The organism is Cupriavidus metallidurans CH34 (assembly GCF_000196015.1).
In the GTDB taxonomy this organism is placed as follows: Bacteria; Pseudomonadota; Gammaproteobacteria; order Burkholderiales; family Burkholderiaceae; genus Cupriavidus; species Cupriavidus metallidurans.
The window spans coordinates 1883223-1900746 of sequence record NC_007973.1 but is presented as its reverse complement, the minus strand read 5'-3'; the positions used below and the strand labels follow the sequence as shown (position 1 = coordinate 1900746).

Genomic DNA, 17524 nt, shown 5'->3' with positions numbered 1-17524 from the left:
GCGCAGGTTCGCCTATTGGATGACAAGACTGTAATCGTTTCGTCCCCGTTTGAAAGGGTGTTGCGTACATAGAATCGCCGCTAATTCTGGATGACCGGCGCCGACAGCGCCTGGAGTGAACCATGTGGATTGTGCGGCTTGCGCTACGTCGGCCATATACTTTTGTCGTTTTGGCAATACTTTTGCTTTTGGGCGGGCCGTTGGCCATTCTGCGCACGCCGACAGACATTTTTCCTTCCATTGACATCCCAGTTGTTAGCGTCGTGTGGAGCTACAACGGCCTTTCTGCGCAAGATATGTCGCAGCGGATCGTGACAGGATATGAGCGCTCCCTTACGAACAGCGTGGATGACATCGAGCATATCGAGTCCCAAACGCTGCCGGGCGTAAGCGTTATCAAGGTGTTTTTTCACCCAGGGGCAGATATAAATCGCGCTATAGCGCAGACGACGTCCGGTGCACAATCGCTTTTGAAGACGATGCCACCAGGGACGACTGCTCCACTGGTGCTGAGCTACAACGCCTCGACCGTCCCAATCCTCCGGCTAGCCCTAGGCAGTGACACGCTTCCCGAGCAAGAACTCTACGATCTGGGTAACAGCTTTATCCGTACTCAGCTTGCAACCGTGCAGGGGGCATCAATTCCTCTGCCATACGGTGGCAAGGTCCGCCAGGTGGCTGTCGACCTCAATACGGAAGCACTGCAGGCGCGAGGTCTGTCGCCTCTCGATGTGGTCAATGCGATTAATGCCCAGAATCTCACCTTGCCGGGTGGAACGGCAAAGATTGGCGCGCTTGAGTATCGGGTGGATCTGAATGGCAGCACCCAAACCATCTCGGCGCTCAATGACTTGCCAATTCGCAGTGGGCCGGAAGGCACGGTCTACGTGCGTGACGTCGCGCAGGTACGCGACGGCTACGCTCCTCAATTGAATGTCGTTCGGCGTGACGGAAAGCGTTCGGCGCTCTTGGAGATCGAGAAGAGCGGGAACGCGTCGACGCTCTCCATCATCTCGCAAATCAAGGCAATGCTTCCAGACGTGACGGCCGGATTGCCGAAATCTCTGGTGGTACAACCTATCTCCGACCAGTCAATCTTCGTGACATCTGCTATTGACGGCGTGTTGCATGAAGCATTGATAGCCGCGTGCCTGACTGCGGCGATGATTCTGCTATTCCTTGGAAGCTGGCGCGCCACTCTCATTATTGCTGTCACCATTCCGCTGTCGGTCTTGGCTGCCCTCATTGCTTTGTCGGCGTTGGGCCAAACTTTGAACATCATGACGTTGGGCGGCTTGGCTCTTGCAGTAGGTGTGCTAGTAGACGATGCGACGGTAGCGATCGAGAATATTACGCACCACCGGGAGATGAGCAAGCCGCTGGAGGACGCGATCCTGGATGGGTCTGCACAGATTGCATTGCCGACGCTCGTATCTACCCTCTGCATTTGTATCGTGTTCTTACCGATGTTCATGCTGAGCGGAGTCGCTCGTTACCTGTTCGTTCCGCTCGCAGAGGCGGTGGTGTTTGCGATGATGGCGTCATACTTCCTCTCGCGCACATTGATCCCCACGTTGGCCCACTATCTCTTCAGCCGGGAGCCTAGCGGGCATCATCCGGAAGGCCGCTTTGCCCGCTGGTTTTCTAACGTGCATTCCAAATTCGAGCAGAGTTTCGAGCGTGTCCGCCAGTCCTACGCAAATGTTCTGGAGCTTGCGCTGGGATCGCCGCGGCGCGCTATGGCACTTTTCGCAATGCTCTGCGTGTGCTCAATGACTTTAGTGCCGTTTCTGGGCCAAGACTTTTTCCCGGCAGTGGATAGTGGAGAGATCCGCCTTCATATGCGAGCGCGCACAGGTACGCGGATTGAAGAGACTGCGCGCCTGGTTGACCAGGTTGAGACGAAGATCCGCGAAACGGTGGGTCCTACTCATGTTTCGAGCATTGTGGACAACATCGGCCTCCCCGTCAGCGGCATCAACTTGACTTACGACTCCGCGCTGCCCATCGGAACCGGCGATGCCGAGATTCTGATCTCGTTGAATCCCTCTGCTGGAAAGTCTTCGGCGCTCATCGAAAAGCTCGATGCCGAGTTACCGGTGGCATTCCCAGGAGTGAGCTTCTCATTTTTGTCCGGCGATATGGTCAGCCAAATCCTGAATTTTGGCCTTCCTGCACCGATTGATGTGCAGATCGTGGGCAATAATGCTGCCGGAAACCGCACGGTCGCAGATGACTTGTTGCGGAAGCTGTCGGCCGTGCGCGGCCTTAGCGACCTACATCTGCAGCAACCGGATGATCAGCCTGCATTGACGGTGAACGTAGACCGCACCCGAGCGCTGCAGGCAGGGATGCAGCAACGTGACGTGGCACAGAACCTTCTTATCGCGTTGTCGGGAAGTAGCCAGACGTCTCCAAACTTCTGGCTGAACCCCAAGAATGGGGTGAGCTACCCGATGCTGATTTCGGTTCCGCAGTACGCCATGGACTCCCTCCAGACACTGTCGAATATCCCGCTTGGGAGTGGTGCAGAGACGCTTAGGCAGGGCGGTGCGGCACAGCTCGGCCAGTTTGGCACAGTCAATCGAAGCAGCCAGCCGGGTGTAATTTCCCACTACAACGTACAACCGGTACTGGATTTGTTTGGGTCTGTGCGCGGCCGCGACCTGGGAGCAGTGTCTGCGGACGTGCAGCGTGTCGTCGACAGTGTCCGTCCAGGCTTGCCGGCAGGCTCTCGCATTGTGGTTCGCGGCCAGGTCCAAACAATGCAGGCTTCGTTTGCTGGATTGCTTACGGGACTGGCTGCGGCCATTGCGCTGGTCTACCTGCTGATGGTCGTGAACTTCCAGTCGTGGCTGGACCCGCTTGCCATTGTCGGCGCGTTGCCGGTCGCGCTGTCCGGGATGGCATGGATGCTATTTGCCACCTACACAACGATTAGTGTCCCTGCGCTGACGGGGGCAATCATGTGCGTTGGCATTGCAACGGCTAACAGCATTCTCGTTGTTAGCCGTGCCCGGGAGCTATTGAACGAAGGGAAGGGAGCCGTCGAAGCAGCGTATGAGGCAGGGTTCGGACGATTCCGGCCTGTCGTGATGACGGCCCTTGCGATGCTGTTCGGCATGGTTCCCATGGCATTGGGAGCGGGAAGTGCGGGCGCGCAAAACGCACCGCTGGGCCGCGTCGTTATTGGCGGTCTGGCCTTTGGAACCGTCGCGACCCTCGTGCTCGTCCCCACATTCTTCGCGCTCTTGCATGGTTGGCTCGAAAAGCGAGCCAACTCGCGCCAAAACACAGTGAAAGTACAGAGTCCGGTATGACCCAAATCGAACGAAAGAACAATAGTCGCGTGCCGTTGTCCCGCAGGCACATCAAGACAGCAATCGCGGTGGGGGTAGTGGCAGCTGCAGCGCTGATTGTGGGAATCGTCCCTCGAGTGCATGGTGAGGCTGCCCTGCAAAAGCGCAGTATCGACGCACAGACTCCGGTTGTCGGTATTGTTTCCCCGAAGCCGGCGGCATCCTCGCAGGAGATCACGCTGCCTGCCGATGTGCGCGCCTATCAGGATGCGGCCATCCATGCGCGGGTGAATGGATACCTTCGAAATTGGTATGTGGATATCGGTACTGAGGTAAAGGCTGGCCAGCTGCTGGCCGAAATCGACGCTCCGGAAGTCGCGGACCAACTTCGGCAAGCACGCGCAGACGAAGAGACTGCCTCTGCCAACTACGCACTCGCGAAGACTACGGCCGACAGGTGGAAGGATCTGCAGTCCACCAACTCGGTAGCGCAGCAGGAAACCGACCAGAAGGTCGCTGACATGCAGGCCAAAGCGGCATTGCTAGCTTCGGCTCGCTCGAATACAGCGCGCGTCGCGCAACTGGCTTCGTACACGCAGATTCGGGCGCCGTTCGATGGTGTGATTACCGCACGGAACGTAGACGCCGGTGCGCTTATTGATGCGGGGAGTGCGCCTAACCAGGGGCGTGAACTGTTTCACATCTCGGCAGGCAACCGTCTTCGTGTCTATGTGCAGGTCCCACAGTCAGTGAGTGCAGCGGTTGCGCCAGGCACCAAGGCTTGGTTGGCGCTACCGCAATCGCCGGGCCACCACTTCCCGGCCACGATTACGCGGACGGCGGGCGCAATGGACCCGGTGACCCGTAGTCTCCGAGTCGAGCTCGATGTGGACAGTCAGGGTGGAAAGATCCTCCCAGGTGCCTACGCCGAGGTCCATATCGTGCCGGAAGCGGATAGGGCGGGATTGGATCTACCCGCGAGTACGCTTATGTTTCCGGCCGGCGGGGCATCGGTGGCAATCATCGACCAAAACGGGAAGGTCGCGATTCAGAAGATCCAGTTGGGACGTGACTTTGGTTCGCACGTAGAGGTCTTGGGCGGACTGGCTGCGAGTGCCAAGGTTATCGTGAACCCGGGGGATGGGCTTGCCGGCGGCGCGCGTGTGAGAGTGTCTTCGCCGCAGACGGTCGCGTCGCAAGGAGCTAAATCGTGATGAGGCTAGCCATAAGTGCGGTTTGTATATGGCTAGCGGGGTGCTCTTTCGCACCGACTTACCACATTCCGGAGATGGATCTTCCCGCGAAGTATGCAGAAGCGAGCGATCCAGTCCTGAGTCAGATTCCCGCTGAGTGGTGGACGTCTTACCATGACGACGACCTTGATGCGTTAATTCGACGCATCGATGTGACAAATCAAACGCTCAAGAGATCGATAGCCCTTCTGCAAGATTCCCGGGCCCAGGCCGATGCTGCACGCGCAGCGTACTTTCCGACAGCCGGCGCGAATGCCAGCGCTACCAGTAGTCATGTGTCGGCAAACGTAGTTGGACGGTCGCTGGCCGGTAAGACAACGCCCGACCGGCTTATCGGATTCAGTGCGACCTGGGAGCCTGACCTTTTTGGGCGAATTGGCAATGCCGTCGATGCGGCAACGTCTCGAGTGCAAGCAAGTGCGGACGATGTCGCCGCAGTTCGGCTGACCTTGCAGGCGGAAGTCGCTACGGATTACTTTGCGATCCGCTCGCTTGACCGCGAGGCATCGCTGCTAAGGCAGACGGTGGACGCTTATTCTTCGGTGCTCTCGATGGTCACTAACAGATATAAGGGCGGAATTGCGGCTGAGAGCGATGTTGCGCAGGCTCAAGCTCAGCGCGACAGTACTAAAGCTCAATTGGCTGACCTAACTCTTGCGCGAACCCAACTGCAACATGCGCTCGCAACACTGGTGGGCGAGCCTGCCAGCACGTTTTCGATCGCACCACATGACGCCTATGGAACGCAACTTCCTGTAGTACCTGCCGCAGTTCCCAGCGAGTTATTGAAGCGACGTCCGGACATAGCTGCAGTAGAACGTCGTGTTTCGGCGGCCAATTCCCAAATCGGCGTTGCTAAGGCCGCGTTCTTTCCGAGTCTCATGCTCAACCTGAGCGGAGGTGTCGAGAGCTCAGGCTTGGCCGGACTCCTTACGGCCCCAGGTCGCTTCTGGGCGGTGGGGCCTGCCTTGGCTGCGACAATCTTCGACGGAGGGAAGCGCCAAGCCGGCGTGGACAGTGCCCAGGCGCAATTCGATGCTGCTGCGGCCGACTACCGGCAGACCGTGCTAACGGCGGTCCAAGACGTGGAGGACAGCTACGCGGCCACGAGACTCCTGAAGGAGGCTGCATCGAGTCAGGAAGCCGCAGTCCAGGCGTCGCAACGCGCGCTCGCGCAGGCGACGGATCGCTACAAGAAAGGCGCGGCGGCATACCTCGACGTTAATGTGGTGGAGGCAACGACGCTCACTAACGAACGCACTCTCGAGAGTATTCATCGACGTCAGTTGGTCTCTAGCGTAGCGCTCTTTCGCTCGCTTGGGGGAGGCTGGCAGGCTAAGGATGGGGCTGACGCTCAGAGTACCGCTGTCGACCCGTTGGCGACGTCAGAACCGGCGGCAACGGAAGGACTGCATTTAAAGCGTTAGTTGTCGCTGAACGCCGGTAACTCTTCCGTGCCGATCATGCTTTGAGGCCAAGGCTTGCCTGGCGTCGCCGGTTGATTTAAGCTAAGGCGCATGACCCATTTGACCGTCAACTCGATTATTTACGCCGCGCGAATCTCGGCGGGATAGCTATTGAGTTGACAATACGCAATCACAACCCGCCCAGAAGGCGGGTTTTTTGCTTTCTGGGGCGACACGGAGCGCTTGGAAATGGATCAAGAAACGAACATAGTCGCCTGTAGCGATACGGCTGCCTTGCATATGGTTTGCGGGAAGATCGCTTCGGGTAAATCCTCACTGACGGCACGCTTGGCCGCCGCCCCTCGGAGAGTTCTGCTGAGCGAGGACAAATGGATAGCATGTCTCTACCCGGACGAAATCCATACGCTATCCGATTACATGAACCGCACAGCGCGCATAAGAACACTTCTTACCGACCACATCGTGTCGCTGCTCACGGCGGGTACATCCGTAGTTCTGGACTTCCCATTCAATACCGTCGGTGCTCGGACGTGGGGCGCCTCACTATACCGAGCGGCCGGCTGCGAGCATCGACTCCATTATCTGGAGGTGAGCGACGAGATCTGCAAAAGCCGCTTAAAGGCCAGGAACCTGTCAGGCGAGCATCCTTTCCAGACATCAGAAGAGCAGTTCGATCAGATAACCAGCTATTTCGTGCCCCCGGCGCACGGCGAAGGTTTCAATCTGATCACCTATGACGAGACTGGGAAGGTCCGTTACTAGGCGGACTCACGACGTTCGAGTGCCCGGTTAGAGGGGAGTGTGCGGTTCGCTCCTGGCCTTCGGCCGTGCTCGCCAGGGCGAGCCCCTGGCGCTTGTTGTCCACGATCGCGCGCTGGTCGACCTCCGGGAAACGGTCATAAGTCGTGTAGGGCAGGGGAGCAGCGTCCGCCCACAATTCGACATGGCCTTCGGGGTACTCGGCCACCTCGATGTAGCCATGAAGGCGCTGGCGGCCTCTATGGTGCTGATCTTGTGCAGGCGTAGTTTCTTGCCGTCAGGCGCAGGTCCCCGAGCAAACCAGCCCTCTCTATAAGCGACTTTTCCGTTACCCTTGTCGTTACGTTATCGCATCGACCGGAGGCCGCTTGAAGCCATTCTTTTTCCTGATCCTAGCTCTCGTGCTCGTGCTTGCTGTAGCTGCGGCGTCGCGCGGCCGTCGGCAGAGAGGCACCAACTTCGCCTATGCGCGGCGTCAGTTGATGACGGAGCGCGAAGTCGGCTTTTTCCACAAGCTAAAGAAGTCTTTGCCGCAATCGCATTTGTTCGCGCAAGTCTCCATGTCAGCCATCGTAGATGTGAAGCGCGGAGGCTTGGCCGCGAGGGGGCGCTTTAGCCAAAAATACGTGGATTTCGTTGTCTGCTCGTCAAATTGTCGAGTTCTTTACGTGATCGAGTTGGACGACAAGAGCCACAACTCCGCAGCAGCACAGAAAGCCGACGCGGTAAAAAATGAAATTCTTCTGGCAGCAGGAATTCCGATTAAGCGTTACTCGTCGGTAAAGGTCGACGAAGCAACGCTGGCGCGGGATTTTCAGGAGGCGATCACGGCAGTGGCCGCTGGAGCTGGTGGCACGAAGCAGCGGCAACCATCTGCCGAAAAGCCTGCTGGCGTTCGTATCGATGGAGCTTGAGTGCGTCGATTGTCCAGGCCGGGATGGGCCTGCGACCGGACTGCCAATCTCGGATTGTTCTGTCGCATCTGCGCAATAGACGGACTAGGTGTTTTCGTTGCAGCCCCGAGGCGTGCTTCTCAAATTCGATCGCACTGACCCAGCGCCTGGACGGATTCTTCATGTCGTCTCCGGCAACAAAGAAGGCAGCAAGTTATGGGCTGGCTTTTACGTCTTGAACCCCCGTAGACGGGGGCTTGACCCTTGATTTCCATGGCTGCTTAAAACTTGATTCAATACCAATAATCTATCTTATGTTAAATAATATAAGCACCTAAAACCATGCTCACGACCGGCCATCCATAGCTGAAATCTTCAAGACGCCGCCGCCCTCGTCTGTCAGCATCGTGTTGCATAAAGTACAACAACGATAGCGACTTACAGCATGGAGACGCCAATGGAATTCAGCATACCTCTCGTGTCGAGCCTCACGGAAATTGAAGCGATCGAGCGCTCCGGCGTCGCGGTTCAGGCATGGAACGCCGCGATTGGTGGCACGGTCTACGGCGCGATTCGCGCTAGCGCCCAGCGGCATGGCGATGCGCCGGCGCTGACCTACATTGATGCGGCGGATGGGCCGGCCCGGACGGTGAGCTATCGGGAGCTTTTGGACAACATTACGGCGGCAGCGCGGTTCTTTTCGGAACTGGCTGGCCCGGGCTGTGGCGTGGCCTATATCCTGCCGTCCTTCGTCGAAACGCACTATGTGCTCTGGGGCGCCGAAGCTTGTGGTTTCGCGGTGCCGCTCAACCCCTTCCTTCAGCCCGATGAGATCGTCAATCTTGTCCGTAATTCGGCTGCCGATGTTCTCGTGTTTCCGAAGGGCGAGATCCCTGGCATCGCGGAGCGCGTCGCGGCGATCCGGGCGAATCTTCCGGATGTTCGCCTTGTAGCGGTCGGGCCAGGCTCTGCGCCGGACTTTGCCATCGATTTCAATGCAGTCCTGGCGGACAGCACCGCGCATGGCTGCGCAACGTGGGAGCCGTCGGGCGACAGCGACGCAGTTGTGGCGTATTTCCACACCGGAGGGACGACCGGGCTGCCCAAACTTGTCGCGCATAGCAGCAGGAATCAGCTTGCCGCGGCGCTGGGGGCTGCAAGCCTGCTTGGCATGCGCAAGGATGACCGGGTGACCAACGGCATGCCGTTGTTCCACGTTGGCGGGACGATCGTGAGTACCTTGTCGGTCCTGCTGTCGGGCGGCCATATCATCATGCTCTCGGCCCAAGGACTCCGGAATCCCGCCATGGTGACGGGGATCTGGAAGATCGTCGAACGGTTCGGCATCACGATTTTTGGCGCTGTGCCGACGGCTCTCGGCGCCCTCCTCAACGTCCCGGTCGATGCCGATATTTCATCGATTCGATACGGCCTGACCGGGGCGGCACCGTGTCCATTCAGCGTGACAAAGCGCTTTGCCGAGGTAACTGGTGTTGAGCTTCACGAGCTGCTTGGCATGACGGAAACCGGCGGTGCGACGGCGGCGGATGCGGCAGGCCAGCGCCCGACAGTGGGTTCCGTGGGATATCGGCTCCCGTTCACGAGACTGCGTGTGCGACGCCAAGACGCCGAGCAAGGTCTGGGGGACGATTGCGATCCGCATGAAGTCGGTGTCCTGTTTGTCGAGGGGCCGCATGTTTCGCACGGCTATCGTGATCCGAGCCAGAATGCCGGGGTCTTTATCGAAGGTGGGCTGAACACAGGAGACCTCGCCTACTTCGACGATGCGGGCAAGCTTTTCATCGCTGGACGCGCAAAGGACCTCATCATCCGCAGCGGCCACAACATCGATCCGGGGATGATCGAACAGGCGATGATGATGCACCCTTCCGTCGTCCTGGCAGCGGCCGTTTCGCTGCCGGACAAGTACGCTGGCGAATTGCCGGTCGTCTTTGTCGTGGCAAAGCCTGGCGTCGGCATCAATCTTGAAGAACTCGATGCCTTTGTCAAAGAGCGAATTGCGGAGCGGCCGGCCTGGCCGAAGGCGATCCACGTGCTGGACCAGTTGCCCACTACGGCCGTTGGCAAGCTGTTCAAGCCTGCCTTGCGGGTCAAGGCCGCAGAGCTACTGCTGCGACCGGCACTGGAGACGATCGCGTCCACCGCGCTGAGAGCGGTCGAAGTGAGCGCGGGCGGAAAGCGCGGTCTGCATGTCGATGTGCGACTAGTGGCGCCGGATGCCGAGATCGAACAAGCCGTGAAGGTCCATCTGGAGGGCTATACGTTCACCTGGGCGCTGCATCGCGAGTGATTCCCGGTGGTTACCCGCCCTGCTGCCCCACCTCAGGCACGGTGTGCTTCGACTGGTCGATGGATATGGCTCAGGCTTTTTACCATGGTTGGTGAGAAGCCCAGGTAGCTGACGAAGGTTCGTGTCATGTGCGCGGCGTCCGAGAAGCCGCAATCCTGCGCCAGCGTGCTCAGGTTGCCAGGAGACTGCAGCCTGGCGCATGCGTGTCGGTACTTCCGCCAGAGGGTATAGGTCCGAAGCGGCACGCCGACCTCTTCCACGAAAAGATGGGACAGCCGGCTGACCGAAAGGTCCATCGCTGCCGCCAGCTTGCTCGCGAGATGCGGTTCAGTCCATTGCGATTCGAATTGCGCGAGCAGGTGCTCTCGGCGCGAAGCCGATTTCGCCCGCAAATGGAGGGAGAAATCCGGCGCCGAAGACAACAGTGCTTCGATGAGCCGGTCATCCGGCTGGCGAGGCACGGCGCCAAGTAGTTCTCCGCGCAGTGGATCGCGGCAGGCCCGCAGCGGTCCGTCTGGAAGCGCAAGGAACTCCTTGTCTCCCAATGCCTTGCGTGTCGACAGAAAAAGCGGATGCCCCGGATCGAGACTGAGGCTCAGAAGCTGGCAGTTCAAGGCCTGGATGGCGCGCGGCGCAAGCTCTCGCACGACGAACGCCCGCGCTTTGGGCACTGGCACGTCGTTGATTGAAATGGAGAATGGCGTGTCATCCAGGGAGAGCAGCACGCTGATTGCCGGGCGCCTCACAGGCCCGGACACAAGATCCTGCGTCGTGATCGCGATACTGCGCTCGAACATTGTGATCCGTGCACTCGGACAGTACGGTGCGGCGGCCGCATTTCCTGTTCGATCCACGCCTGAGAATCCATGCTTCATGCCATGCCGATCCATCAAGGCTCCGAATACGTCGGGATGAACGGGTAGTAGTCGACCGTCCCCTGTCTGGCTTGCATGAACGTGGCTTCCGGGATCTCCGCCCAGGCGCCAGGCAGATCCACCAGGGGTTCGGACAGGATCAGCACGGCATCATCGCCCACTGCGGCAATACCTGGATTCTCCGGATATAACTCGCGGAGGTGTCGAAACGAATTGCTGTGGAATAGCGAGCGCGAGTCCCCTTCGCTGGAATACCGCACCGCAACGATCTGATCGCCGTCGGTCGCGCAAATGGTCATGTTCACGGGAAAATCGACCCCATGGCGGCGGCCCACATGTTCCACCAGTCCCACCGTCCTTTGCAGTGCTTCGCGTGGGTCCCGCTCCAGCCCGAAAGTCAGTGCCAGATAGAACATGACCTCCGAGTCCGTGGAGCCTTCGATCCAGCGAAACAGTTCGGGCGCGATCGAAAGCATCAGTTCGCGCCGGACCTCCGGGTATTGGCGGATCAGCCCGTTGTGGGCAAACAGCCATCTGCCGTATCGGAATGGATGACAGTTGGTTTCCTGGGCCGGGGTGTCCGTTGCCGCGCGAATGTGCGCGACGAACTTCGCGGCTCGGATGGCGCGCGCCGCCTCGCGCAGGTTGATGTCGTTCCAAGCCGGGTGGATGCAACGGTACCGGAACGGTTCCTCGGAATGCTTGGCATACCACCCCATGCCGAAGCCGTCGCCGTTGGTCGTGGTGTGGCCCAGCCGCGAATGCAGGCTTTGATCGATCAACGAGTGCTGGGCCCGGAACAGCACCGTTTCCAGTTGGATGGGATTGCCTGAGTAAGCCAGCCAGCGGCACATGATGCGTCTCCTTGCAGTCTCATCAGGATAGGCGACGCGCGCCAATCTGTAACAGGCACTATCAAGATGATTCCGGCGTCCTTGGGCGGGGTTGGGCGGCGTTGGCCCGGCCACTCGTACCGTCTGCGTCACCCTGGCCAGAACCGCTTCGCTTCAGTCTGATAGCGCCTCCAGGCCCATGCAGGCACCATGGCAGGATGGGAGCAACCGCCCTAGCCTTCCTGGTCGTTCGGATTGACGATCAACGCGGGCACCGTGGACTGCGCTGCGATCTTCGATACCACCGAGCCAATGATCGAGGACCGGAGCGCACCGATCCCCTTGGCGCCCACAATGATCAGGTCCACGGCGTTCTCGGTGGCGAACCGAAGGATCTCCTCCGATGCATTGCCGCGCAGCCAGTGCTCGTGCAATTCGCTCACTCGTCCTTCCAGCAGACCTCTGGCCGATTCGAACACCACACGTGCTTCTTCACGATTCTCGGTTTCAAAATCGACGGCGCTGAAGCCGGTGCGTCCGAGTATCGGCGACACGTGCACCACATGCACGATCAGGGGCTGGGCCAGGCATGTCGTCGATGCAAGCCATGTTGCCGCATGTCGGCTATAGGTGGACCCATCCATCGCCAGTACGATCGCTGTCATTCAAAGCTCCTTATCGTTCTCGAGTGTCGCAGCGCAAGTGTAATGCCAAGCGGTGAACTTGCCGCGTTGTAAGCGACTTGAAATGCAGGCCTTACACATTCTTACAGCACGCAGGGCTCAACTTGTCTAACTTTGAAACGCTCCTGCGCTGCATCGCATCAATCAAGTGATGTTGTGTCCTGAGTTTCTCTGGCGCTTGCGCCTCACTGTATCTACACGTGCCCACAATCATATCGGCAATCGGGCGCGTGAATTCATCGGGTCGGCGGTATCGATCCAGAAGCCTGTTCCGGCGGCGTTGTGACGGCCCGGGGCAACGGCGCATAACAAACAATCTGGGGGACGAAGCACTGCGCACTGCGCGGGTGGGGATTCGCTCGCGTGGCGGCAGCTTGTTGCCTATTGCTGACCGCGATGGCTTTGGCTATCTCGGGTGGCCCACCTTTTATCCGGAGGCGGCATGGATAAGAAAGTTGACCAGAAGGACTCGGTACCCGCACGGGTCAAACCGTCTCAACACCCACCGCACCACGACTCGTTAATGCAACGGCGCGCGGGCGTGCCAGGCCTGCCCTTGTGGCGGGTGGTGCCTCGGTTGGCCAGCTATGGGATGGTGGTGTTCATCATCTGGGTGGTCCTGTCGGTGATGTTCCCGTACATCTTCACGCGGTCGTCCGAGCGCGCGATCGTGAATAGTCCTGTCACCCTCGTAACCACGCCGGTGGAAGGCGTTGTCACCAAGCAGGTGGTGACGGTAGGCGGCAGCTTCAAAGCGGGCGATCCACTGATGGCGTTGCAGAACCCGAATATGGACCGCGCGCTGCTGGTGGAACTGACCGGGAAACAACTCGATAACCAGAAACGCCTGGAGGCCGCGAAGGTGAAGCTCGAGGCGGACCAGACGCGCATGGCGTCGACGGGTGGTGATATCAAGCGTTACCAGGCCTCGGCGGATCGCGAGCACGCCTCGCGCGTGCGTGGCATCGAGGCCCGGCTGGCGGTAGCGAAGCAGCAGATCGACGCGCAGGAGGACGTGGTCAATCGCAATCAGGCCATGCAATGGGCGGGCGCGGTCAGCCAGGCCTATACCGATGCGTCACGGAACCAGCTTACCGTGCTGGCCGGTTCGCGCGATGCCATCCAGGCGGAGCTCGACAGCGCGCGCAACAGCAGCGAAGCAGCGCGTAGCAAGGTATTCAGTTCGAGCGCGGACGGCGCGCTGGGCGCGCTGTCGCAGAAGCAGGATGAGCTGAAGGCCGAGATCACGCAGACGCAGGCCGAGATCACGCAACTGGAACAGTACGGTGCCGAGGTCGACAAGCTCGTGACGGCGGAACAGGAACGTCTCGAACGGGTCTCCAACCTCGATATCAAGGCGTACGCGAGTGGCATCGTCGAGGATGTGCTGACGCCGCCGGGCACGCGGGTTGCCGCCGGCGCCACGCTGATGCGCACCACCAACTGCAGCCAGCCCAACGTCGTGGCCGTGTTCCCGCGCAGCCTCAGCAAGGATCTGCTGCCGGGCGCGAAGCTGACCGTGCTGGTCGATGGTGTTCCTACGCCGCAGCCGGGCACTGTCGCAGAGATCATGCCGCGCGCGCCGGAAGGCGATCAGGCGCGCTACTTCGTTCCCTTCCCGCCCATCGAGAAGAACGAGATTTACCTGATCGCGAAGCTCAACAAGCCGCTCCCCGACCTGCGCAATCGCGGCAGTGGCAGTACCGATCGGTGCGCGCTTGGCCATTGGGCCAAGGTCAGCCTCGATCGCCCGTGGTTCACCCGCCTGATCTGACCAGAGCCTATCCGGTTTGATCGAGCAGGCGCGAAGCCACTCACGCAACGCCCGCAGGAAGGAGACAACCGTGCAGCGTCATACGTCAAAGGGGTTGGCAGCCGGGGGCATCCGGCTGGCTACTTACCTCGCCACATCATGCATTCTGGCCACATCGCCCACCTTTGCAGCATCGTCAGCCGACACCCGCACGCAACTGCGCGATAGCGGGTGCCAGACGCTGGCGCAGCGCGTGACGGCCATTCCGGGCTCGGGTCCGATATGGCTGGCCAGCTACGAGCCGGCGCCCGGTGGCGAGCCGTTGCCGGCGCCGCTGCGTCAATCGGCTTTCGTCTACGACAACGCGCTGGCCGGCATCGCACTGATCGCCTGCGGCCAGCGCGATGCGGCGCGGCGTATTGCCGATGGCGTGCTGGCGGGGATGAGCCGCGACCGCCACTACCATGACGGCCGCCTGCGCAATGCCTACCGGGCGGGCGCGATACCTAACGGGCCTGTGCCATTGCCAGGCTGGTGGGACGACGCCAGCAAGCGCTGGTTCGAGGACCGCTACCAGGTGGGCACCGCCACCGGCAATGTCGTCTGGGCCGCCCTGCTTCTGCTGGCTACATATGAGGCCACGCGCGCGCCCGCCTATCTAGACGGGGCCAAGGCGCTGATGGGATGGGTCGACAAGGAAACCTTCAACGCGGACAGTCCCGCCGCATACATCGGCGGGTACTTCGGACACGAGCCGAATCCCGAGCGCCAGGGGTGGAAATCCACCGAGCACAACGTCGATGCCTATGCCGCGTTCCGCTGGCTGGCCAGATACAGCAATGATCCGCGCTGGAACACGGACGCGGAGCGGGCGCGGCACTTCGTCGAGAGCATGTGGCAGTCGCGCGAGGGGCGTTTCGCGATCGGCACCCGCGATGACGGGCGGACGCTGAACGGCGGGCCCTCGGCGCTCGATGCATCGCTGTGGCCGTTGATTGCCATCCCGGACGCCGCCGGCACCTGGCAGCGCTCGCTGGACTGGGCGCGCACCCGGCACGCCGTCAATGGCGGATTCGGCTTCAAGGCCGATCCCGATGGCGTCTGGACGGAGGGCACCGGCCAGGCCGCGCTGGTGCTGCTGGCCACCAACCATGCCGATGTCGCGGGTCCGCTCTGGCCGCTGTTGTTGTCACAGCGCGCGCCGGACGGAATGCTCTTCGCCACACCCGAGAAACGGATTCAAACGGGGCTATCGATCGGCCCTGATTCGAAGACCGAGGACTTTTACTACTTCCACCTGCCCCACCTTGGCGCCACGGCCTGGGCCGTACTGGCCGCCACGGGCTGGAATCCGTTCCAGCCGCGAGGATGCCGGGCGAACTGCGCAGCCACGACGGCGTCCGTCAGTGGTCCGAGCAATGGTCCCGCCAACGGACCCAACGAGTGACGATAGGAGTAACGATGTTTGCCGAGTATCTCGATGGCCGTATGCTCATGCAGATCAATGCGGGCGCATTCCTGATCGCGCTGCTCTGCCTGCGCGGCGACCGGCAGCGCACCCTGGACCGCTGGCTTTTCGGCGCCGCGGCCGGCGTGCTGCTGCTGGTCTATTACGTATGGCGATTCACCGACACCTTGCCGGAATGGCGCATGGACTTCCCGAGCCTTTGGGCGCATGCGTTCTTCGGCTTCGAGAGCCTGACCATCGCGTACACGCTGATCTCGATCGGCATCATGACCCGCACGTCCGATCACAGCGCCGAGGCTGACGCCGGCGAGACCGCATTGCGACGCGGGCGGGAAGCACCGCCGGTGGACATTTTCATCGCCACGTACAACGAAGGCCTCGACGTGCTCGAGAAGACCATCGTTGCCGCGCTGGATATCGACTATCCGAACTTCCGGGTCTGGGTGCTCGACGACACCCGTCGCGACTGGCTGCGCGAGTTCTGCGATCAGGTCGGGGCACGCTACGTGACCCGGCCCGATAACGCCCACGCCAAGGCCGGCAACCTGAACAACGGCCTGCGGCACAGCGCGGAACTCGATGGCGGCGCGCCATTCATCATGGTGCTCGACGCCGATTTCGCACCCAACCGGAACATCCTGCTACGTATCGTTGGGCTGTTCGACGATCCACAGGTCGGCGTGGTGCAGACGCCCCAGTTCTACTACAACGCCGACCCGATCCAATACAACCTTCGCTCCACGGAGTGCTGGGTGGACGAGCAACGCGCATTCTTCGATGTCATGCAGCCGTCGAAGGACGCCTGGGGTACCGCGTTCTGCATCGGCACATCGTTCGTCGTGCGCCGCGAGGCGCTGGACCGGATCGGTGGTTTCCCGATCGGCACCGTGACGGAAGATATTCACCTGACCTACAAGCTGATGCCGCATGGCTATATCACGCGCTGGCTCAATGAGCGCCTGAGCGTGGGCCTGTCGGCAGAGGGCCTGCCTGAGTACATCAGCCAGCGCAGCCGCTGGGGACTGGGCACGATCCAGGTGGCGCTCACCGCCGATGGGCCGCTGCGCGGACCCGGCTACACGTTGCGCGAACGCCTGCACTATGTGCACGGGCTGCTGCACTGGTTGAGCCGCCCGTTCACGCTGATGCTGCTGGCCGGGCCGCTGCTGTACTGGTACTTCAATGTGCCGACGCTGTACGGCGAGCCGCTGCAGTTCCTCGCGTTCGGCGTGCCGGCGTTGCTGCTCTACTGGGCCTATAGCATCTGGATCACAGGCGCGCGTGCGATGCCGATCTTCACCGAGGTCACGCAGATCGTGGCGGCCATGGCGGTTTCCGCAACGCTGGTCAGTGCCATCTTCAAACCGTTCGGCAGGCCGTTCAAGGTCACGAACAAGGGGCTGGACCGTTCAAAGCTGGTCGTCCACGGCAAGTTCGCCGCGTTCTATGGCGCACTGTTTGTTCTGGCCGCCATGGGCCTTGGGCGTGCCGTGGCCGCCGACGGCACGGCCAGCGGTGTGGTCTTCAACATCGGATGGACCGTGATCTCGATGGTCCTGTACCTGGCCTCGTTGCTGGTCTGTTTCGAGCTGCCCCGGCCGCGCAAGGAAGAACGCTTTCCACACCGCGAGCGTGCCCGCCTTTGCATCTACGGCAGCGACGGCTTGCCACGTGAATTCGATGGCGTCACGCAGGACATGTCGTGCAACGGGATCGGCCTGATCAGCGATGCTGCCGGTCGGGTGGAAGCTGGCGCCACGGGCGCGGTCTGGCTCTCCGAACTGGGCTGGGTGACCTGCCGCGTGGCGCGCACGCAAGGCCATCTGCTAGGCATCGAACTGTTTCCGGACATGGCGGGACGCCATCGGCTAATCCGGATGCTGTTCGGCGAACCGGCTCACAACATCGCGCACCGCGGCCGCCCGCGTGTGGCCATCGTGCAATTGCTGCGTCGCGCATTTACCGGATGA

At 60.8% G+C, this 17524-nt stretch carries 12 protein-coding genes; 9 read left to right on the top strand and 3 right to left on the bottom strand.

The annotated features are described in order from the left end of the window. Positions 1-122: 122 nt before the first annotated feature. From RMET_RS08765 to RMET_RS08735, 6 genes are all read left to right on the top strand, one after another. Positions 123-3320, top strand: a complete 3198-nt coding sequence (locus tag RMET_RS08765) for an efflux RND transporter permease subunit (RefSeq protein WP_011516481.1) — start codon at positions 123-125, stop codon at positions 3318-3320. Then, positions 3317-4513 (top strand): efflux RND transporter periplasmic adaptor subunit, encoded by a 1197-nt coding sequence (locus RMET_RS08760; RefSeq protein WP_011516480.1) that lies wholly within the window; start codon positions 3317-3319, stop codon positions 4511-4513. Before RMET_RS08765 ends, RMET_RS08760 begins: the two co-directional genes overlap by 4 nt. Then, on the top strand, positions 4513-5979 hold the full coding sequence (locus RMET_RS08755) for an efflux transporter outer membrane subunit (RefSeq protein WP_011516479.1): 1467 nt from the start codon (positions 4513-4515) through the stop codon (positions 5977-5979). The genes RMET_RS08760 and RMET_RS08755 overlap by 1 nt, the downstream gene beginning before the upstream one ends. A gap of 228 nt (positions 5980-6207) precedes the next feature. Next, the gene (locus RMET_RS08750) at positions 6208-6741 is read left to right on the top strand and encodes an ATP-binding protein (protein ID WP_011516478.1); all 534 of its coding nucleotides are present in this window, start codon (positions 6208-6210) and stop codon (positions 6739-6741) included. Positions 6742-7106: 365 nt separating this feature from the next. Then, positions 7107-7652 (top strand): DUF2726 domain-containing protein, encoded by a 546-nt coding sequence (locus tag RMET_RS08740; RefSeq protein WP_011516476.1) that lies wholly within the window; start codon positions 7107-7109, stop codon positions 7650-7652. Positions 7653-8088: 436 nt separating this feature from the next. Further along, positions 8089-9942: an AMP-binding protein gene (locus tag RMET_RS08735; protein ID WP_011516475.1), complete on the top strand. Its 1854-nt coding sequence runs from the start codon at positions 8089-8091 to the stop codon at positions 9940-9942. A 32-nt stretch (positions 9943-9974) separates the two neighbouring features. Here the strand turns inward: RMET_RS08735 and RMET_RS08730 are convergent, their stop codons facing one another. From RMET_RS08730 to RMET_RS08720, 3 genes are all read right to left on the bottom strand, one after another. Further along, positions 9975-10817, bottom strand: a complete 843-nt coding sequence (locus RMET_RS08730) for a helix-turn-helix domain-containing protein (RefSeq protein ID WP_231138475.1) — start codon at positions 10815-10817, stop codon at positions 9975-9977. 14 nt (positions 10818-10831) lie between these two features. Next, positions 10832-11671, bottom strand: coding sequence for a class II glutamine amidotransferase (locus tag RMET_RS08725; protein ID WP_011516473.1), 840 nt, complete (start codon positions 11669-11671; stop codon positions 10832-10834). A 212-nt stretch (positions 11672-11883) separates the two neighbouring features. Further along, positions 11884-12315: a universal stress protein gene (locus RMET_RS08720; RefSeq protein WP_011516472.1), complete on the bottom strand. Its 432-nt coding sequence runs from the start codon at positions 12313-12315 to the stop codon at positions 11884-11886. A gap of 460 nt (positions 12316-12775) precedes the next feature. Here RMET_RS08720 and RMET_RS08715 point away from each other — a divergent pair, with 460 nt between their 5' ends. The 3 genes from RMET_RS08715 (at position 12776) to RMET_RS08705 (ending at position 17524) form a co-directional block, all read left to right on the top strand. Beyond that, complete coding sequence (locus RMET_RS08715; protein WP_011516471.1) at positions 12776-14107, top strand: HlyD family secretion protein; 1332 nt, start codon at positions 12776-12778, stop codon at positions 14105-14107. A gap of 142 nt (positions 14108-14249) precedes the next feature. Then, positions 14250-15533 carry a YyaL domain-containing protein gene (locus RMET_RS08710; RefSeq protein WP_409365165.1) on the top strand — a complete coding sequence of 428 codons (1284 nt, stop codon included), beginning with the start codon at positions 14250-14252 and terminating at the stop codon, positions 15531-15533. 14 nt (positions 15534-15547) lie between these two features. Beyond that, the gene (locus tag RMET_RS08705; RefSeq protein WP_011516469.1) at positions 15548-17524 is read left to right on the top strand and encodes a glycosyltransferase; all 1977 of its coding nucleotides are present in this window, start codon (positions 15548-15550) and stop codon (positions 17522-17524) included.